Below are 19,485 nucleotides of genomic sequence, written 5' to 3'. Positions count from 1 at the left end.
CTTATGCCTCACCAAGGTATGCGCGGATCACGTCCGGGTTGTTGCGGATCTCTTCCGGCGTGCCGTTTGCCAGCGGCGTGCCCTGGTTTACCACGTAGATACGGTCCGAAATGCCCATCACCAGCTTCATGTCATGCTCAATCAGCAGGATGGTGGTGTCGTGATGGTCGCGCAGCTCGGCAATCAGCTCGTCCAGCTCTTTGGTCTCTTTCGGATTGAGACCTGCCGCTGGTTCGTCGAGCATCAGGATCTCCGGCTGCGTCACCATGCAGCGCACAATCTCCAGGCGACGCTGATCCCCGTAAGCGAGGTTGCTCGCCTGACGGTTGGCGTGCTGGAGCAGGCCGATACGGTCGAGCCAGGTCGCGGCGCGATCGAGCGCCTCTTCCTGCGTGCGGCGGAAGGCCGGGGTTTTCAGCAGGCCGGAGAAGAGGCCGGTTTTCAGCTGCTGATGTTGCGCCACCAGCAGGTTCTCAATCACCGTCATCTCGCGGAACAGACGCACGTGCTGGAAGGTACGCACCACGCCCATGCGGGCAATCTGCTGGCCCGGCAGCCCTTCAAGATGCTGATCGCGCAGCATGATGGTGCCGCCCGTCGGCTTGTAGAAGCCGGTCAGGCAGTTGAAGACCGTGGTTTTTCCCGCGCCGTTCGGGCCAATCAGGGAGACAATCTCTTTCTTGTGCAGATCCAGATTCACATTGTTGACCGCCAGCAGGCCGCCAAAACGCATCATCAGGCCGTTAACGGATAATAAAGGCTTCATGCCTGCTCTCCTTTCGCCTGTGTGCGTTTCAGCTTCAGCTGTGGACGGGTCATCGGCAGGAGACCCTGCGGACGCCAGATCATCATCAGCACCATCAAACCACCCAGCATTAACATGCTGTATTCGTTAAAGTCGCGCATCAGCTCGCGGGAGACCACCAGCAGGATAGCCGCGAGGATCACGGCGAACTGCGAGCCCATTCCGCCGAGCACCACAATCGCCAGCACGAAGGCCGATTCGGCAAAGGTGAACGATTCCGGGCTGACGAAGCCCTGACGCGCGGCAAACAGCGTTCCGGCGAAACCGGCAAACGCGGCGCTGATGGTAAATGCGGTCAGCTTGATGCGGGTCGGGTTCAGGCCCAGGGAGCGGCAGGCGATCTCATCTTCACGTAGCGCTTCCCATGCGCGGCCCAGCGGCATGCGCAGCAGACGGTTGATCACAAACAGCGTAATCACCACCAGCAGCAGCGCCACCAGATAGAGCCAGATCACGCGGTCGGACGGATCGTATTTGATGCCAAAGAAGTTGCTGAAGGTATCCCAGCCGCCTTCGCGGGCGGTACGGCTGAACTCCAGGCCGAAGAAGGTCGGTTTCGGGATCTGGCTGATGCCGTTCGGACCGCCGGTCACTTCGGTATTGTTGAGCAGCAGGATACGGACGATTTCGCCGAAGCCTAAGGTCACAATCGCCAGGTAGTCACCGCGCAGGCGCAGCACCGGGAAGCCGAGCAGGAAGCCCGCCGCGGCAGAGACCAGCCCCGCAAGCGGCAGACAGGTCCAGAAGCCGAGGCCGTAATAGTGGTTCAGCAGCGCGAAGGTGTACGCGCCGATGGCGTAGAACCCGCCGTAGCCCAGCACCAGCAGGCCAGACAGCCCCACCACCACGTTCAGACCCAGCCCCAGAATCACGTAGATCATGGTCAGGGTGGCAATATCCACCGTCCCGCGCGATACCATAAACGGCCACGCCACGGCAGCCACCAGCAGCGCCACAAGGAACAGCTTCTGTTTCACGGTTGTACCGTCGATCGCCGGCAGGACGAATTTCGGCCCGGAGACGTTTTTCAGCGTCTTCTGGAACAGCGGACGCAGCAGCTGGAACAGGAACACCACAGCGGTGCCGATAAACACCCACTGCCAGCGGATGTCGGGGGCGGTATCCACCACCAGCTTCGTGCCGTCCAGCCCTAACTGGACGCCCATAAAGACGCCCGCCAGGACGAAGAACATGGCGGCAGAGAGCAGCGCCATCGCAAAATGCATCGGTTTCATACTTTCTCTACCTCCGGACGGCCCAGAATACCGGTAGGCATCACCAGCAGAACCAGAATCAGCAGGGCAAACGACACCACATCTTTATATTCGGTGCTCAGATACGCAGAGGAGAGCGCTTCGGCCACGCCCAAAATCAGGCCGCCGATCATCGCGCCCGGAATGCTGCCGATGCCGCCCAGTACCGCTGCGGTGAAGGCTTTCATCCCGGCCATAAAACCGATGTACGGGTTGATTACGCCGTAGAACTGACCGAGCAACACGCCAGCCACCGCCGCCATCGCTGCGCCGATCACGAAGGTCAGGGCAATCACGCGGTCGGTGTTGATCCCGAGCAGGCTCGCCATCTTCAGATCTTCCGCGCAGGCGCGGCAGGCGCGTCCCATGCGGGAGTAGCGGATGAACAGGGTCAGGGCCAGCATCGCAATAAAGGTCACAACCCAGATTACCAGCTGCATGGTGGTGACAGAGGCGGAGAAGTTTTCGCTGGCCCCCACAATCCACTGGCCGTTAAACAGGCTTGGCAGCGCCACGTCGCGTGAACCTTCAGTCAGGCTGACGTAGTTTTGCAGGAAAATGGACATCCCTATGGCGGAGATCAGCGCGATCAGGCGCTTGGAGCTGCGCACCGGTCGGTAGGCTACCCGTTCGATACTCCAGCCGTAGGCGCTGGCGATCACAATCGCGCCGATAAACCCGGCGGCTACCAGCAGCCAGCTGCTGTCGATGCCCATCATCATCAGCGCGGCGATGATCATAAAGGAGACGTAGCTACCGATCATGTACACCTCGCCGTGGGCGAAGTTAATCATGCCGATAATGCCGTAAACCATCGTGTAGCCGATGGCGATCAGCGCGTAAGTGCTTCCCAGCGTGACGCCGTTAAACATCTGCTGCAAAAAGTAGAGAAACTGCTCGGACATATGCAAACCTTTTTATACCCGCCCGGTGAGCCGGGCGGTGGGATGATTATCTGGCGACCGAGGACGAACCGTCGGCGTGCCACTTAAAGACACCAAATTCAAATCCCTTCAGATCGCCTTTCTCATCCCAGTTCAGCGGCCCAATCACGGTGTTCGCCCCGTGCGCTTTTAAATCTTTCACCAGATCCAGCGGTTCTTTGCTGCCGGTACGGTCCAGCGCGGTGGCCAGAGACTGCACGGCCGCGTAGGTGATCCAGACGTACGGACCACTTGGATCTTTCTTCTGCGCCTTGAGCGCATCCACGATAACCTTATTCGCCGGATCCTGGTCATAGCGTTTTGGCATCGTCACCAGCATGCCTTCGGCAGAATCCCCCGCGATGTTGGACAGGGAGGCATTGCCCACGCCCTCTGGCCCCATGAACTGGGTTTTCAGGCCGGTGGCGCGCGCCTGGCGCAGCATCTGCCCCATTTCCGGGTAGTAGCCGCCGTAGTAAACGAAGTCGATATTCTCTTTTTGCAGGCGGGCGATCAGCGCGGAGAAGTCTTTTTCACCGGCGGTAATGCCGTCGAAGAAGACGATGTTCGCCCCGCCTTTTTTCAGGCCGTCCTGTACGGAACGCGCCAGGCCTTCGCCGTACTGCTGTTTATCATGAATGATGGCGATACGCTGCGGCTTAACGGTTTCGAGGATGTATTTGGCGGCGGTTGGCCCCTGAGAGGAGTCCAGACCGGCGGTACGCATGATGTGCTGGTAGCCGCGCTGGGTCAGTTCCGGGTTGGTGGCGCCCGGGGTGATCATCAGAATGCCTTCGTCTTCGTAGATATCAGACGCAGGCTGCGTGGAAGAGGAACACAGGTGCCCTATGACGTACTGGATACCGTCGTTAACAATTTTGTTGGCGACCGCGACGGCCTGTTTTGGATCACAGGCGTCGTCATACTCCACGCCCACCAGCTTGTCGCCTTTGATCCCGCCTTTGGCGTTGATATCTTTGATGGCCTGACGCGCGCCGTTGAACTCCATGTCACCCCACTGGGCAACAGGGCCGGACATCGCCCCCACTACCGCAACTTTAATGTCGTCTGCCATAGCGGCATGCGAGATCGACAGTGCGACCATCCCCGCGATTAATGTCTTCGCGTTCCTTTTCATCTCTGAATCCCCATTCGTGATGTCGTGTTTATATTTTGTTTTATTATGGTTAAAAAGCATTCTGTACTTTTAATGAACAACGCTATTTTTACCAGTGCCTTTAATGGTTTAGCGCAGTTTTTTGTCAAAAACCAGACTAAAATCTCTATTTTTCAGGCGATTAAGCAAAGATAATATTCTGAAATCAGGCGGAGATAAACAAATAAAAGCGCAGTTGGCAGCATAAAATAACGGCACAAAGCGCCGAATAAATCACTACCCTTCAGGTTAAAATTCTGCTTATTTTTCGATCCATGTGTTTTCAAACTGCGCATTACGCTGTCAAAAAACTAATCACCTGGTAAATGGGAAGAAAAAGAGAAAGCGCCTGAGCAAATAAATTGAGTACACTGGCCCTACTCTTTTTGATTTGGACAAGCAGCTAATGAAACTGACTATCGTGCGTCTGGTGACCTTTAGCGACCAGGATCATATCGACCTGGGCAAGATCTGGCCGGAATATTCCCCTTCATCGCTGGCCGTCGATGAAAACCACCGCATCTATGCCGCGCGTTTTAATGAACGTCTGCTGGCCGCCGTCCGCGTAACGCTGAGCGGCACGGAAGGGGCGCTGGACTCCCTGCGCGTGCGCGACGTGACCCGTCGTCGCGGGGTCGGGCAGTATTTGATTGAAGAGGTGATCCGCGAAAACCCGAGCGTAACCTCCTGGTGGATGGCCGACGTGGGCGTGGAGGATCGCGGCGTGATGGCAGCGTTTATGCAGGCGTTAGGGTTTACGGCGCAGGCGAACGGGTGGGAGAAGCGCTAGATCTGTGCGGCCTGATACCCTCATCCCGGCCCTCTCCCTAAGGGAAAGGGAGAAAACCGGGTAATCCCCTCTCCCCGTGGGAGAGGGTTAGGGTGAGGGCATCAACCCGCGCCAGCATTATTTGGCATCAGTAGCAGTGCCATTGGCATGCCAGTCAAACACGCCGAACTCGAAGCCCTTCAAATCGCCCTTCTCATCCCAGGACAACGGTCCCATCACGGTTTCCACCGAGTTCGCTTTCAGCCAGGTGGCAATCTCCGCCGGATCGGCTGAATGGTTCAGGCCCGCTTGCAGAGATTGCAACGCTGCGTAAGTGGTCCAGACGAACGCACCGCTTGGATCCTGTTTCTTCGCCTTGATGGCATCGACAACAGGTTTGTTCGCAGGCACCTGGTCGTAGTTCTTCGGTTTGGTCACCAGCAGACCTTCAGCGGATTCACCCGCGATGTTAGACAGGGAAACGTTCGCGACACCTTCTGGCCCCATGAACTGCGTCTTCAGACCCGCCGCACGCGCCTGACGCAGGATCTGCCCCATTTCCGGGTGGTAGCCGCCGTAGTAAACGAAATCGATGTTTTCTTTCTTCAGACGCGCGACCAGAGTCGAGAAGTCTTTCTCACCGGCGGTGATACCGTCAAAGAACACCACGTTGGCGTTCGCTTTTTTCAGGTTATCCTGCACCGCACGGGCCAGGCCTTCGCCGTACTGCTGTTTGTCATGAACAATCGCGATGCGCTGCGGCTTCACTTTTTCCACGATGTATTTCGCGGCGGTTGGCCCCTGATCGGAGTCCAGACCGGTGGTACGCAGGATCAGCTTATAGCCGCGCGCGGTCAGCTCTGGCGCCGTCGCGGCCGGCGTGATCATCAGAATGCCTTCGTCTTCGTAGATGTCAGATGCGGGCTGGGTGGAAGAGGAGCACAGGTGACCAATAACGTATTTGATCCCGTCGTTTACCACTTTGTTCGCCACCGCGACCGCCTGTTTCGGGTCACAGGCATCGTCATATTTTACGATTTGCAGCTTTTCGCCCTTGATGCCGCCCTTAGCATTAATGTCTGCAACCGCCTGTTCCGCGCCCGTAAATTCCTGGTCGCCGTACTGTGCTACCGGACCGGACATCGCGCCCACCACGGCCACTTTAATATCGGCCTGCGCCATGGCGCTGAATGCCAACGCGATACATCCTGCCAGTAACGCTTTACCCTTCATGTTCATCCTGAGATTCCCCATTATTATGGTTATAACGATTGTTGTGATGTTGTTGTGTAGCGCTTTATTTCAGTTATAGGCGTGCTGTTCGCGCTTTTTCAGCATACTCTGCTAAAACATACCCCATTTTTATGATTTTGGAATAGCTAATTTGAAATGAAAATATGATAAGCCCGGCCTTCATTTCAGCCGGGCTTTTGGCTTTATCGTGTCAGCGAGGCGGAAATAATATCCAGCGCTTTACGAAACTGCGCTTCGGGGATGGTGAGTGGGTAGAGGAAGCGAATAACGTTGCCGTAAACGCCGCAGCTCAAAAGCAGCAGCCCTTCGTTCAACGCGCGCTCCTGAACCTGACGGGTAAATTCCGGCGACGGCTGTCCGGTTTGCGGATCGGTAAATTCCACCGCCACCATCGACCCCTGCCCACGGATATCGGCGATATACGGACAGCCATCCTTCGCTTTATTCAGCACCTCGACCAGATGATGCCCGAGATGCGCCGCGCGGGTGCAGAGATCGTCCTCGTCAATCACATCCAGCACCGCATGGGCCGCCGCAATCGCCAGCGGGTTACCTGCGTAGGTTCCGCCAAGTCCACCCGGCGCGGGCGCATCCATCACCTCCGCCCGGCCAGAGACGGCAGAAAGCGGCATCCCGCCCGCCAGGCTTTTCGCCATAGTGATCAGATCGGGCTTCACGCAGTGGTTTTCCATGGAGAACAGCTTGCCGGTACGGGCGAAGCCGGTTTGCACTTCGTCGGCAATCAGTAAAATCCCGTGGGTATCGCACAGGGCACGCAGCGCCTGCATAAAATCAGCGGGCGCGACGTTGAATCCGCCCTCGCCCTGAACCGGTTCAATAATGATTGCCGCCACCTGATCGGGCGCGATATCGGCTTTGAAGATGCGCTCCAGGCTTTTTAACGCTTCGGCGGTACTGACGCCGTGCAAGCTGTTAGGGAATTGCGCGTGGTACACCGAGCCAGGGAACGGGCCGAAGCCGAGCTTATAGGGCGCCACTTTGCCGGTCAGCGCCATGGTCATAAAGGTACGGCCATGGAACGCGCCGCCGAAGGTGATAAGGCCGGGACGTCTGGTGTACGCGCGGGCAATTTTCACCGCGTTTTCGACCGCTTCTGCACCGGTTGAGAAAAAGGCGGTTTTGGCTGGCCCCTCTATGGGTACGCGCTGGTTGATGCGCTCGGCAAGCGCCACATAACCTTCATAGGGGACGATCTGATAAGCGGTATGGGTAAAGGCGTGAAGCTGTTTTTCGATGGCGGCGATAACTTTAGGATGGCGATGCCCGGTATTCAGCACGGCGATCCCGGCGGCAAAATCAATATACTCGTTACCTTCCACGTCCCACACCGTGGCGTTTTCGGCTTTATCGGCATAGAAGTTACACATGACGCCGATACCGCGCGGCGTCGCCTGTAAACGCCGGTCGTTCAGTTCGTTATTTTTCACCCTGTCACCCTCTGAAAGTCGCCTGCTTAGCGCATCAGTAAGTGTTTGCCAGGGGGAAGAAATTCGCCAGAGCGGGCGCTAAAAAAACAAAACCCCCAGACTCTCATCCAGGGGTTCTCGGTGTACTTCGCGAAAATTACGCTTCGATAGCGGCGCGAAGTTTCTTCATGGCGTTCTTTTCAAGCTGACGGACACGTTCAGCGGAGACGCCGTAGCGGTCGGCCAGTTCCTGCAATGTGGACTTGTTATCTTCGTCCAGCCAGCGGGCACGGATAATATCCTGGCTACGCTCGTCGAGGCCTTCCATCGCGAAGGTCAGCTTGTTCGCCGCCTGGTCTTCCCAGTTATCCTCTTCAATGCCGTCAGCAAAGTTAGAGGTTTTATCCTGTAGATACAGAACCGGGGCCATCGGCTGGCTGTCGGACGCGTCATCGTCGGCAGACATATCAAACGTCATGTCCTGCGCGGCCATACGGGATTCCATCTCGCGGACGTCTTTGCTGGAAACGCCCAGCTCGCGCGCCACCATTTCCACTTCATCCTGATTGAACCAGCCCAGACGCTGCTTGGTTTTACGCAGGTTGAAGAACAGTTTGCGCTGCGCTTTCGTCGTGGCGACTTTCACAATACGCCAGTTACGCAGGACGTATTCGTGAATTTCCGCTTTGATCCAGTGCACGGCGAAGGAGACGAGTCGCACACCCACTTCCGGGTTAAAACGACGTACCGCCTTCATCAGGCCAATATTACCTTCCTGAATCAGGTCCGCCTGCGGCAGGCCGTAGCCCGCATAATTACGAGCAACGTGAACAACAAAGCGCAGGTGAGACAGGATCAGCGTTTTAGCTGCTTCCAGATCGCCCTGGTAATGCAGCTTTTCAGCAAGCTCCTTTTCTTCCTCAGCCGTTAACATCGGCCAGGTGTTCGCAGCCCGGATGTAAGATTCCAGGTTACCAACAGGGGCTAAAGCTAAAGTTTGCATTTCTTTGGTCATTCATTCCTCTCAATGTTTCTTCTGGTCCAGGTTGTCCCCGTCAGGCAACAACCATGCCAAAGCGTTTGAGCAACGAGATTAGCATTCACTCTTTTATCAGACAGTGATTTTATCCACAAGTTCCAGGTGGAACAGTGAATAAATTACGCACAAAATGTGACATGAAGATGATTACAGGGGAAGAGACAACAGGGACGCTTTCCCTGCAAGCGAACATCTCGGTGCAGGGAAAGATTATATCACGCTTTTATTAGTCGGGAGTAAAGTGGCGTAAATGTTGAACCGTTGCCAGCCATGCCGCCACCCAGCCGATCATGGAGCACACCAGCAGTAACAGCAGGCACTCATCGAAACCTAAACCACTGATATCAAACTTAGTTCCGAAAACCTGCGCCACCTCGGTGACGGCTGACGACAGCCGCATCACCAAAATTTCTGACAATATCAATGAAAGAAATGCACCAGAAAAACCTAATAACGCGCCGCCGTAGAGGAACGGGCGGAGGATGAAACCATCCGTTGCGCCAATCAGTTTCTGCACGTTGATGGTATCGCGACGGGCGAAGATGCTCAGGCGCACGCTGTTACCGATGACGAGGAACACCGCCGCCACCATCAGCACGCCGATCATCGCCGACACGCGTCCTACCAGCCCGGTCAGGGCGGCAAGACGGGCAAACCAGCTGTCGTCCATGCGCACTTCATCAATCCCGTTAATGCGGGTAATGCGGTCGCGCAGGGTATTGAGCGAATCTGTGCCCTGGAAATCGAGTTTCGGGATCACCACCGCCACCGCGGGCAGCGGGTTCTCTTCAAGCATATCCAGCGCGCCGCCAAATCCGGACCAGTTGCGGAATTCGCCCAGCGCTTCATCGCGGGAGAGATAGTTCACCTTTTCCACGCCCTGCTCGGCCTGAATCTGCCCCACTACCTGAGCCGCCGCGTTATCGTCGAGGGCTTTATCCAGATAAACGGTAATCTGCGGCGACGGATAGTACTGGGACGCCGCCTGGTTTACGTTTTTGTAAACCATATAGCAGACGCTGGGCAGCGTCAGGGAGATGGCAATCACCATCACCGTCAGGAACGTCGCCAGCGGTTTGCTTTTCAGATCCTGCAACGCGCCCTGGAAGGCATACCGCACCTGCTCGTTAAAGACGTTGGTTTTGCGGGAGTTCGGTTTCGGTGTCGCTTTGGCACGCTTAGGCGCATTGCGATTGCCGTCCCCACCGCTCTGAGGCTTGCGGAAACGGTCAAACCGGTTGCTGAACTGCCGAATCTGGTTCATTGCATCACGCTTGTTCACCGTGGCCTCCGTGCAAATGCCCGTCGCTCAGGGTCAGCATGCGGTACGAACGGCGGGAGATCAGCCCCATGTCGTGCGTCGCCATCAGTACCGTGACCCCCACGCGGTTAAATTCCTCAAACAGACGCAGGATCCCTTCAGAGAGGGCATCATCCAGGTTACCGGTCGGTTCATCCGCCAGCAAAACGGCAGGCTTGTTCACCACCGCACGGGCGATACCCACGCGCTGCTGCTCACCGCCTGAGAGCTGGATTGGGAAGTTCTTCGCTTTGTCCAGCAGCCCGACCTTATCCAGCGCCGCCGAAACGCGACGGCGGATATCATCGTAACTGGCGCCGGCAATAATCAGCGGGATCGCGACGTTATCGAAAACCGTGCGATCCATCAGCAGGTGGTGATCCTGGAAAATCATGCCAATCTGACGACGCAGGAACGGCACTTCACGGTTCTTAAGACGGCTAATTTCATGGCCGCTGAACCAGATTTTCCCGGCGCTTGGCCGCTCGATCCCACAGATCAGCTTGAGCAGGGTACTTTTCCCCGCGCCGGAATGGCCGGTCAGGAATGCCATCTCGCCTGGCTGGAGGTGGAATGTCACCCCCTGTAGCGCTTGTCTCCCGCCGAGATAGGCCTTGCTGACGTGTTCAAAGCGAATCATTGTTAGTCCTCTCGGGCAAATAGTGCCTCAATAAAGTCGTCCGCTTTAAACGGACGTAAATCCTCAATACGCTCGCCCACACCGATGTAACGGATAGGAATGCCGAACTGGTCGGCCACGGAGAAGATCACCCCGCCTTTCGCGGTGCCGTCCAGCTTGGTCAGCGTGATCCCGGTCAGTCCTACCGCTTCATGGAACAGCTTCGCCTGGCTGATGGCGTTCTGTCCGGTGCTGGCGTCGATAGTCAGCATAATTTCATGCGGTGCATCTTCGTCCAGCTTCTTCATGACGCGAACGATTTTCTTCAGCTCTTCCATCAGGTGCGATTTGTTCTGCAAACGCCCCGCGGTATCCGCAATCAGCACGTCCACGTTACGCGACTTCGCCGCCTGGATGGCATCGAAAATCACGGACGCGGAATCCGCGCCGGTGTGCTGAGCAATGACCGGAATATTGTTGCGCTGGCCCCACACCTGGAGCTGTTCCACCGCTGCCGCACGGAAGGTATCGCCCGCCGCCAGCATCACCGATTTGCCCTGCTGCTCAAACTGGCGCGCCAGCTTGCCGATGGTGGTGGTTTTACCCACGCCGTTGACGCCAACCATCAGGATAACAAACGGCATTTTGCCTTCAATATTAAGCGGTTCGTCAACTTTTGCGAGAATTTCACCCATCTCGTCTTTCAGCAGGCCGTACAGCGCCTCGGCGTCGCGCAGCTGTTTGCGGCTCGCCCCTTCGGTCAGGTTGGCGATGATCTTACGGGTAGTTTCCACGCCCACGTCCGCAATCAGCAACTGCTCTTCCAGCTCTTCAAACAGATCGTCGTCGATCTTTTTGCCGCGGAAAAGACTGATAAATCCGGAACCTAAGTTTTCTTTGGTTTTGAGCAGGCTGCGCTTCAGGCGCGCGAAGAAACCTTCTTTTGTCGGTTTTTCCTGCTCCTGAACGATCTCTTCTTCGGCCTGCTCTTCCACCGGTACGACGATGACCGCTTCTTCAGCCGCTTCCGCCGCCAGCGCCTGGGCTTCCAGCTCTTCGTCGGTCAGCTCTGGCTCAAGGACCGCTTCTTCTTCCACCGCCTCAACAATTTCAACGGTTTCCGCTTCGGCCAGCCACTCTTCGGCAGAAACCTCTTCAGCTTTAACCTCTTCGGGCAGCGGCAGCGCTTCGTGTTCGATAGCGGCCTGCGGCGCTTCGGTAAGGGTTTCTACGATAACCGGCTCTGGCTTCTCGCTCTCCTGAACCTGCTCAGTGACCTCAACCACCTCTTCAGCAAAGGATTCAATCTCTTCTTTACTGTGGGCTGGCTCTTCCGCTTCGACAACCGCAGCGGTTTCGACAGGCGTTTCAGGCTGTGACTGCTCTTCTACAACCTGCTGTTCTTCGGTTTTCTGTTCTGTTTCTTGCTCTTTTTCACCGAAACCCAACCAGGAAAAGAAGCCACGTTTTTTTTGTTTTGCCATCTGCGACTACACTCCTCGCGGCGCTATATACAGGGAAGCTAAAAAAATGATGAAATAGTCTAACACTTTACTTAATTGACATCACCGCCCGCAATCGCAGGGCAATGGTTAACAGAGCTTTCCTGAGATGAAGAAACCCACCCGCGCCCCGGCCGGTCAAATTCGCATTATCGGCGGTCAGTGGCGAGGCCGGAAATTACCGGTGCCGGACAGCCCCGGTTTACGCCCCACCACGGACCGCGTTCGCGAGACGCTGTTTAACTGGCTCGCCCCGTCTATGGTAGACGCCAACTGCCTGGACTGCTTCGCCGGAAGCGGTGCATTAGGGCTGGAAGCGCTGTCGCGCTATGCTGCCAGCGCCACGCTGCTGGAGATGGAGCGCGGCGTCGCGCAGACGTTGCAGCAAAATTTGGCTACGCTGAAGGCAACCAACGCCAAAGTGGTGAATACCAACACGCTGAGCTTCCTCGCCCAACAGGGGACGCCGTACAACGTGGTGTTTGTTGACCCGCCGTTCCGTAAAGGGCTGCTGGAAGAGACGCTATCCCTGCTGGAGCAAAATGGTTGGCTGGCGGATGACGCGCTGATTTACGTTGAAAGCGAAGTGGAAAATGGTCTGCCGCCCGTTCCCGTTCACTGGGATCTGCACCGCGAGAAGGTCGCCGGCCAGGTGGCTTATCGTCTGTATCACCGTCAGGCACAAGGAGGATCCGATGCCAGTACTGATTAACGTAGGGCGCGTGCTGATGCTGGGCGTCTGGGCATTTTTGATTTTGAATCTGGTGCACCCGTTCCCGCGTCCGCTGAATATCTTCATTAACGTGGCGCTGATTTTTACCGCGTTCATGCATGCCTTACAGATGGTGATGCTGAAAAACGGACTGCCGAAAGATAGCCCACCGATGACCGGCTGGCAGCAGCTGCGGGTGTTTATTTTCGGCGTATTTGAGCTGCTGGTGTGGATGAAGAAGTTTAAGGCGCAGGTGAAGAAGTAAGGTGCGGTGTGATGCCCTCACCCTAACCCTCTCCCACTGGGAGAGGGGACCGATCGCGCATTATTCAGCCCTAAAACCTACAAAACGCGACCCTTTATAGCTCAACGTGCCTTTCTCTCCCACCGTCAGCTGATGGTACTGCTGCGCCTCCAGGCGGAAGGTCATCTCCAGCCCGCCGGTTTCCGGCTTAAAGCTCGCTTCATAACGCATTGTTGTGCCCGCAGGCGTCACCTGCTGCTGGCGGGATCGGCGGTCATTAAGCGGCTTCTCACGCTTGTTCGTCACCACCACGCGCTTTTGCATCAGCGGCGCGGCATCGTTATCCGCCTTCTCGCGGCGCTGCTGCACGAAGCGGAACGAGGCGGCAATGACGATAATCGCCACCACGATAATGAAAAACAGCGGCATCTTGCTCATTGAAAAATCCCATCAGATTATGCGGAATTCAGGATACCTCGCCTGCCCCGGCATTGCCAAACGACCGCTCGCGTCACTACACTGGATCAGGAACTGATCATTCAGCCTCAACAGTTACAGGGAGTTAATATGCTTTGGTCATTTATCGCTGTCTGTTTTTCCGCATGGCTTTACGTCGATGCGTCCTACCGTGGCCCAGCCTGGCAGCGCTGGTTATTTAAACCCGTCACGCTATTACTCCTGCTGTTGCTTGCCTGGCAGGCCCCGATGTTTAACGCCGTTAGCTATCTTGTCCTCGCGGGGCTGTGTGCTTCCCTGATTGGCGATGCCTTAACCTTGCTGCCGCGTCAGCGCCTGCTGTACGCCGTGGGGGCGTTCTTCCTGTCACATCTGCTCTATACCATCTACTTTGCCAGCCAGATGACGCTCTCCTTCTTCTGGCCGCTGCCGCTGGTGCTGCTGGTGATTGGCGCCCTGCTGATCGCGGTGATCTGGTCGCGTCTGGAAGAGATGCGTCTGCCGGTCTGTACGTTTATCGCTATGACGCTGGTGATGGTGTGGCTGGCGGGCGAGCTGTGGTTCTTCCGTCCGACGGCGCCTGCAATGTCTGCGTTCTTCGGTGCCGCACTGTTGCTGTTGGGTAATATCGTCTGGCTGGGCAGCCACTATCGTCGCCGCTTCCGTGCGGATAATGCGATTTCCGCCGCCTGTTACTTTGCCGGACACTTCCTGATTGTGCGTTCGCTGTATATCTAAATAACGCTTGACTCTGGAGTCGACTCCAGAGTGTATGCTGCGGTTAATGAGAAAATTATCATTACCGGAGACTGCCATGTCGACTCCAGAAACACCTAAAAAAGTTCCCCAATTCTCGGCACTTAAGCTCAGCCCGGTTCCGCCAAAAGAGGACTGCTGCTGCGAGGGCGCGTGCGAAACCCAGACCGAAGCGCTGCCTGAAAGCGGCAACCGCTACAGTTGGGTGGTCAACGGCATGGACTGCGCGGCCTGCGCCCGCAAAGTGGAAAATGCGGTGAAGCAGGTGCCAGGCGTGAATCACGTTCAGGTGCTGTTCGCTACCGAAAAGCTGCTGGTCAGCGCCGAAAACGACGTCAGCAGACAGGTTGAAGCCGCCGTCAGCAAAGCGGGTTATACCCTGCGCAGCGAAACGGCGCCCGCAGAAAAAACGTCCCCGCTAAAAGAAAATCTGCCCCTTATCACCCTCATCATCATGATGGCCCTGAGCTGGGGGCTGGAGCAGATCAACCACCCATTCGGCAACCTGGCGTTTATCGCCACCACGCTGGTTGGCCTGTTCCCGATTGCGCGTCAGGCGCTGCGTCTGATGAGAAGCGGCAGCTGGTTTGCCATCGAAACGCTGATGAGCGTGGCGGCTATCGGGGCGCTGTTTATTGGCGCGACGGCGGAAGCGGCGATGGTGCTGCTGCTGTTCTTAATTGGCGAACGCCTTGAGGGCTGGGCGGCGAGCCGGGCGCGTAAAGGGGTGAGCGCGCTGATGGCGCTGAAGCCGGAAACCGCCACGCGGGTTATTGATGGTCAGCGTGAAACGGTCGCCATCAACACCCTGCGCCCGAGCGACGTGATTGAAGTGCCCGCAGGCGGACGCCTGCCAGCCGATGGGGCCCTCGTTACTGCCACCGCAAGTTTTGACGAAAGTGCCCTGACCGGAGAATCCATCCCGGTAGCGCGCGCGGCGGGTGAAAAGGTGCCTGCGGGCGCCACCAGCGTCGACCGACTGGTGCAGTTGACGGTCCTTTCCGAACCGGGCGACAGCGCCATCGACCGCATCCTCAGGCTGATTGAAGAGGCCGAGGAGCGCCGCGCGCCGGTAGAACGCTTTATCGATCGCTTCAGCCGGATTTACACCCCCGCCATCATGCTGGTGGCGCTGCTGGTCACCGTCGTCCCGCCGCTGTGCTTCGGCGCGCCGTGGGAGGGCTGGATTTACAAAGGGCTGACGCTGCTGCTGATAGGCTGTCCGTGTGCGCTGGTGATCTCCACCCCGGCGGCGATTACCTCAGGGCTGGCGGCAGCGGCACGTCGCGGGGCGTTGATTAAGGGCGGCGCGGCGCTGGAGCAACTGAGCCAGATCCGGCACGTTGCCTTCGACAAAACCGGAACGCTCACCGTCGGCAAACCGCAGGTGACCGGCGTGTATCCGCAGGATGTCAGTGAAGACGATCTGCTGACGCTGGCCGCCGCCGTGGAGCAAGGCTCCACTCACCCGCTGGCGCAGGCGATTGTGCGAGAAGCGCAGTCGCGCGGGCTGAACATCCCTCCGGCAACCGCCCAGCGAGCGCTGGTCGGGTCAGGGATTGAGGCTGTGGTCGAAGGCAAAAAAGTGCTGATTGCCGCGGCGGACTCGCGCTCTACTCCACAGGTTGAGGCGCTGGAGCAGGCCGGGCAGACGGTCGTTGCCGTGATGCAGGACGGTGTACCGATGGGCATGCTGGCGCTGCGCGACACCCTGCGCGACGATGCGAAAGACGCCGTCGACGCGCTGCACAGGCTGGGAGTACAGGGTGTGATCCTGACCGGCGATAATCCGCGCGCGGCGGCGGCGATTGCCGGTGAGCTGGGGCTGGCGTTTAAGGCCGGATTGCTGCCTGCGGATAAAGTCAGCGCGGTAACCGAGCTGAACAGCAACGCCCCGCTGGCGATGGTCGGGGACGGGATAAACGATGCCCCGGCAATGAAAGCTTCCACCATCGGCATTGCGATGGGCAGCGGCACCGACGTGGCGCTGGAGACCGCCGACGCGGCGCTGACGCACAACCGCCTGACCGGGCTGGCGCAGATGATAGATCTTGCGCGGGCGACGCGGGCCAATATTCGGCAGAACATCGGCATTGCGCTGGGTCTGAAGGGGATTTTCCTGGTCACCACGCTGCTCGGCATGACCGGACTGTGGCTGGCGGTGCTGGCGGATACGGGGGCGACAGTGCTGGTTACGGCGAACGCGTTGCGGCTGTTGCGCCAAAGGTAAAAGTGAAACGGCAACCGGGTTGCCGTTTCTCGTGTTTGCCCCCTCTCCCCGCGGGAGAGGGCCGGGGTGAGGGCATCAGGCCGCACGCATCACTGCATCCCTAGCAGCCCCGGCAACCACAATGAAATCGCCGGGATGTACGTCACCATCCCCAGCACCACCAGCAACATACCGTAAAACGGCAGCATCGCCCGCACCACGTGCTCGATCTTCTGCTTACTCACCGCGCTCGCCACAAACAGCACCGATCCGACCGGCGGCGTGATCAGCCCAATCCCCAGGTTCACCATCATGATCATCCCGAAATGCACCGGGTCGATCCCCAGCGAGTTGGTCACCGGCAGCAGCACCGGGGTCAGGATCAGGATGATCGGCGCCATGTCCATCAGCGTGCCAATCAGCAGCAGCATGATATTGAGGTACATCAGGATCACGTATTTGTTATCGGAGAGCGACGTGAAGAATTCGGTGATGCGCATCGGCAGCTGCATGTAGGTCATTACCGCGCCAAACGCCGCGGCAAAGCCAATCAAAATCATCACGATGGTGACGGTTTTCACCGTGCGGCACATCAGCTTCGGCAGTTCGCTCCATTTATAGTCGCGGTAGATAAACATGGTGACGAAAAACGCCCACAGGCAGGCCACGGCGGCAGATTCGGTCGCCGTGAATATCCCGGACAAGATCCCGCCGAGGATAATCACCACCGTCATCAGCCCCCACAGGGCATCGAGCATGATTTTCAGCGCCTGCCTGAACGGGATTTTGTCCCCCTTCGGATAGCCGCGCTTGCGGGCGAAGCACAGGCAGAGCACCATCAGGCTCACGCCCAGCAGCAGGCCCGGCAGCACGCCCGCGATAAACAGCGTGGCGATGGAAACCGTTCCCCCTGCCGCCAGGGAGTAAATCACCGAGTTGTGGCTGGGCGGGATCAGGATCGCCTGCACCGACCCGCTGGCCGTCACCGCCGCCGCGTATTCGCGCGGATAGCCCTTCTTCTCCATCTCCGGGATCATCACGCTGCCGATAGACGCCGTATCCGCCACCGACGAGCCGGAAATCGCGCCGAAGAACGTTGATGCCACGATGTTCACCAGCGACAGCCCGCCGCGAATAAAGCCGACAAAAACGTACGCGAAGTTAACCAGCCGTCGGGCAATACCCCCTTCCGCCATGATCGCCCCGGCAAGAATGAAGAACGGGATCGCCAGCAGGGTAAATTTATTCACTCCACTGGTGATCTGGATCATCAGCGCCTCCAGCGGCAGGTCAATCCACAGCGCGCCCGCCACGGCGCTTAAGCCGACGGCGAAGGCCACCGGCATCCCCAGCGCCAGCAAAATGGCGAGGGTGAATAACAAAACAAAAGCATCCATTGTTCACCCCTTAACTGTGATTGCCGATCAGCACGACCGGACGGTTTTCCTGCGAGCCAAACAGCAGGCGTTCAAGCACAAACAGGATCAAAATGGCCGACCCGACAGGCAGCGGCAGATAGCTTTCGCCGGAGGTCAGGAGCGGAAACTCCGCCACCGGCTGCTCCCACAGCTCGACGCACAGCCAGTAGCTGTACCAGCACATCAGGCCGGAGATGAGCAGCATCAGCAGATCTACCACTCGCGCGCACACTCTTTGCAGCGACGCGGGCAGGCGGTCGGTGAGCATGTTGACCGCGATATGCGACCCGGCGCGATAGCTCACCGCCGCGCCGATAAAGGTAAACGTCACCATGCAGATAATGGCGATCGGCTCCGGCCAGGATTCGCCGCGATTGAGCACATAGCGAGAGAAGATGCCAATGGGGATCACAATCGTCATCACCAGTAGCGAGAGACCCGCCACCACCATGGCGAGCAGGTACAGACGGTCCATCCACTTCAGGTAGAGTTCGGACATACGTACTCCGGTTTACTGGACGTCAGCGATGGCTTTCATCAGATCCTGATGCTTATCGCCATACTGCGCGCGCACCGGCTCTGTCGCCTTGATAAACACCGTTTTATCGATGTCGTGGAACTGCACGCCGCCGGCCTTCATTTTCGACAGGGCCTGGTCGTTATACGCATTCCACAGCTTGCGCTGCTCGAACTGCGCTTCGCGGGCCAGCGTCAGGATTTTTTGCTGTTCGTCAGCGCTGAGCTTGTCCCATTTCACTTTGGAGTAGAGCAGCATTTCCGGGGTGATGAAGTGGCCGCTCAGCGTGTAGTTTTTGGCGACCGGCATATAGTTGTGGGCGATAAAGGTTGGCGGGTTGTTCTCCGCGCCGTCGATCACCCCGGTCTGCATGCCGCTGTAAACCTCGCTGACGCCCATCGCCACCGAGTTCGCCCCCATCGCTTTCAGCGTGGCCAACGCCACCGGGCTGCCCTGCACGCGGATTTTCTTCCCTTTCAGATCGTCCGGTTTGACGATCGGCTCTTTGGTGATCAGGTTGCGGGTGCCGGAATCCATCCAGCCAAGGAAGACCAGACGCGATTTCGGGTTGGCGGTGAGTTTGTCGCCGATCTGCTTGCCGATATCCCCGTCAATCACCTTGTGCATGTGGTCTTCATCGCGGAATACGTAGGGCAGGGTAAACACTTCGATATCCGGCAGGATGGCAGCCACCGGTGCCATGGAGACGCGGATCATGTCGATCGCCCCCATCTGCGCCTGCTCAATCATCTGCTTTTCATCCCCCAGCACGCCGCCGGGGAAGACCTTAATCTCCAGCTTGCCATCGGTTTGTTGTTTGAGTTTTTCACCCATGTGCTGGACCGCCACCACGTTCGGGTAGCCTTCGGGATGCACATCGGCGGCTTTAATGGTCTGGGCAGAAACGGTGCAGGCGAAAGCAGTCAGACACAGCGCGGCCAGTAACGGCTTGAGGGTCGTTTTCATTAAGTCAACTCCAGGGTAGTGAGATAAGCGTTAAAACGATGTTTTAGTTTTTGACGCTTAAAAATTAGACTACGGCTGGAAAAGGGAGGGTGAAGCGCCTCACAAAAAGCGCGAAATTTTGAAACGATGGTTCGAAATTGTGATGAGTACTTGTCGGGTG

19 protein-coding genes are annotated in these 19,485 nt (G+C 57.6%); 5 read left to right on the top strand and 14 right to left on the bottom strand.

Annotated features, from left to right (window positions below; all coding sequences use genetic code 11):
* Nucleotide 1: 1 nt before the first annotated feature.
* Genes livG through livK form a run of 4 tightly spaced genes read right to left on the bottom strand, consistent with a single transcriptional unit; the run spans nucleotide 2 to nucleotide 4,119 of the window.
* The gene (gene livG / locus CU081_RS05585) at nucleotides 2-766 is read right to left on the bottom strand and encodes a high-affinity branched-chain amino acid ABC transporter ATP-binding protein LivG (RefSeq protein ID WP_003861544.1); all 765 of its coding nucleotides are present in this window, start codon (nucleotides 764-766) and stop codon (nucleotides 2-4) included.
* On the bottom strand, nucleotides 763-2,040 hold the full coding sequence (locus CU081_RS05580) for a high-affinity branched-chain amino acid ABC transporter permease LivM (RefSeq protein WP_003861542.1): 1,278 nt from the start codon (nucleotides 2,038-2,040) through the stop codon (nucleotides 763-765). Before CU081_RS05580 ends, livG begins: the two co-directional genes overlap by 4 nt.
* Nucleotides 2,037-2,963, bottom strand: a complete 927-nt coding sequence (gene livH, locus CU081_RS05575; protein WP_022651965.1) for a high-affinity branched-chain amino acid ABC transporter permease LivH — start codon at nucleotides 2,961-2,963, stop codon at nucleotides 2,037-2,039. The genes CU081_RS05580 and livH overlap by 4 nt, the downstream gene beginning before the upstream one ends.
* 46 nt (nucleotides 2,964-3,009) lie before the next feature.
* On the bottom strand, nucleotides 3,010-4,119 hold the full coding sequence (gene livK, locus CU081_RS05570) for a high-affinity branched-chain amino acid ABC transporter substrate-binding protein LivK (protein WP_003861537.1): 1,110 nt from the start codon (nucleotides 4,117-4,119) through the stop codon (nucleotides 3,010-3,012).
* Between the two features lie 424 nt (nucleotides 4,120-4,543).
* Here livK and panM point away from each other — a divergent pair, with 424 nt between their 5' ends.
* A complete protein-coding gene (gene panM / locus CU081_RS05560) occupies nucleotides 4,544-4,927 on the top strand; it encodes an aspartate 1-decarboxylase autocleavage activator PanM (protein WP_003861532.1) in 384 nt (127 codons plus the stop codon).
* 117 nt (nucleotides 4,928-5,044) lie between these two features.
* On the opposite strand, the gene livJ is transcribed toward panM, so the two are convergent.
* The 6 genes from livJ to ftsY form a co-directional block, all read right to left on the bottom strand.
* Nucleotides 5,045-6,145, bottom strand: coding sequence for a branched chain amino acid ABC transporter substrate-binding protein LivJ (gene livJ / locus CU081_RS05555; protein ID WP_072200089.1), 1,101 nt, complete (start codon nucleotides 6,143-6,145; stop codon nucleotides 5,045-5,047).
* A 197-nt stretch (nucleotides 6,146-6,342) separates the two neighbouring features.
* A complete protein-coding gene (locus CU081_RS05550) occupies nucleotides 6,343-7,608 on the bottom strand; it encodes a 4-aminobutyrate--2-oxoglutarate transaminase (RefSeq protein WP_022651967.1) in 1,266 nt (421 codons plus the stop codon).
* A 136-nt stretch (nucleotides 7,609-7,744) separates the two neighbouring features.
* Nucleotides 7,745-8,602, bottom strand: a complete 858-nt coding sequence (gene rpoH, locus CU081_RS05545; RefSeq protein WP_000159624.1) for an RNA polymerase sigma factor RpoH — start codon at nucleotides 8,600-8,602, stop codon at nucleotides 7,745-7,747.
* A gap of 250 nt (nucleotides 8,603-8,852) precedes the next feature.
* Nucleotides 8,853-9,908, bottom strand: coding sequence for a permease-like cell division protein FtsX (gene ftsX / locus CU081_RS05540; RefSeq protein WP_022651968.1), 1,056 nt, complete (start codon nucleotides 9,906-9,908; stop codon nucleotides 8,853-8,855).
* Complete coding sequence (gene ftsE, locus CU081_RS05535) at nucleotides 9,895-10,566, bottom strand: cell division ATP-binding protein FtsE (protein WP_003861525.1); 672 nt, start codon at nucleotides 10,564-10,566, stop codon at nucleotides 9,895-9,897. The genes ftsX and ftsE overlap by 14 nt, the downstream gene beginning before the upstream one ends.
* A 2-nt stretch (nucleotides 10,567-10,568) precedes the next feature.
* Nucleotides 10,569-12,029, bottom strand: coding sequence for a signal recognition particle-docking protein FtsY (ftsY, locus tag CU081_RS05530; RefSeq protein ID WP_022651969.1), 1,461 nt, complete (start codon nucleotides 12,027-12,029; stop codon nucleotides 10,569-10,571).
* 127 nt (nucleotides 12,030-12,156) lie between these two features.
* Here ftsY and rsmD point away from each other — a divergent pair, with 127 nt between their 5' ends.
* Complete coding sequence (gene rsmD / locus CU081_RS05525) at nucleotides 12,157-12,759, top strand: 16S rRNA (guanine(966)-N(2))-methyltransferase (protein WP_003861523.1); 603 nt, start codon at nucleotides 12,157-12,159, stop codon at nucleotides 12,757-12,759.
* Nucleotides 12,743-13,024 carry a DUF1145 family protein gene (locus tag CU081_RS05520; RefSeq protein ID WP_003861520.1) on the top strand — a complete coding sequence of 94 codons (282 nt, stop codon included), beginning with the start codon at nucleotides 12,743-12,745 and terminating at the stop codon, nucleotides 13,022-13,024. The genes rsmD and CU081_RS05520 overlap by 17 nt, the downstream gene beginning before the upstream one ends.
* A 60-nt stretch (nucleotides 13,025-13,084) precedes the next feature.
* Here CU081_RS05520 and CU081_RS05515 read toward each other — a convergent pair whose 3' ends face one another.
* Nucleotides 13,085-13,441: a DUF2500 domain-containing protein gene (locus CU081_RS05515; protein ID WP_003861518.1), complete on the bottom strand. Its 357-nt coding sequence runs from the start codon at nucleotides 13,439-13,441 to the stop codon at nucleotides 13,085-13,087.
* Nucleotides 13,442-13,570: 129 nt separating this feature from the next.
* Here CU081_RS05515 and CU081_RS05510 point away from each other — a divergent pair, with 129 nt between their 5' ends.
* Nucleotides 13,571-14,197 carry a lysoplasmalogenase gene (locus CU081_RS05510; protein ID WP_003861515.1) on the top strand — a complete coding sequence of 209 codons (627 nt, stop codon included), beginning with the start codon at nucleotides 13,571-13,573 and terminating at the stop codon, nucleotides 14,195-14,197.
* A gap of 76 nt (nucleotides 14,198-14,273) precedes the next feature.
* Entirely contained in the window at nucleotides 14,274-16,445 is a 2,172-nt protein-coding gene (gene zntA / locus CU081_RS05505) for a Zn(II)/Cd(II)/Pb(II) translocating P-type ATPase ZntA (RefSeq protein WP_003861514.1), read from the top strand.
* Nucleotides 16,446-16,534: 89 nt separating this feature from the next.
* Here the strand turns inward: zntA and CU081_RS05500 are convergent, their stop codons facing one another.
* The 3 genes from CU081_RS05500 to CU081_RS05490 are packed head-to-tail and all read right to left on the bottom strand — an operon-like array spanning nucleotide 16,535 to nucleotide 19,325.
* The gene (locus CU081_RS05500; protein ID WP_003861280.1) at nucleotides 16,535-17,821 is read right to left on the bottom strand and encodes a TRAP transporter large permease; all 1,287 of its coding nucleotides are present in this window, start codon (nucleotides 17,819-17,821) and stop codon (nucleotides 16,535-16,537) included.
* A gap of 10 nt (nucleotides 17,822-17,831) precedes the next feature.
* Nucleotides 17,832-18,341 carry a TRAP transporter small permease gene (locus CU081_RS05495; protein WP_003861278.1) on the bottom strand — a complete coding sequence of 170 codons (510 nt, stop codon included), beginning with the start codon at nucleotides 18,339-18,341 and terminating at the stop codon, nucleotides 17,832-17,834.
* A 12-nt stretch (nucleotides 18,342-18,353) separates the two neighbouring features.
* Nucleotides 18,354-19,325: a TRAP transporter substrate-binding protein gene (locus tag CU081_RS05490; protein ID WP_003861277.1), complete on the bottom strand. Its 972-nt coding sequence runs from the start codon at nucleotides 19,323-19,325 to the stop codon at nucleotides 18,354-18,356.
* Nucleotides 19,326-19,485: the final 160 nt, after the last annotated feature.

Source organism: Enterobacter sp. CRENT-193 (genome assembly GCF_002787395.1).
Taxonomy (GTDB): domain Bacteria; phylum Pseudomonadota; class Gammaproteobacteria; order Enterobacterales; family Enterobacteriaceae; genus Enterobacter; species Enterobacter hormaechei_C.
This window is presented reverse-complemented; position numbering and strand designations above follow the sequence as displayed.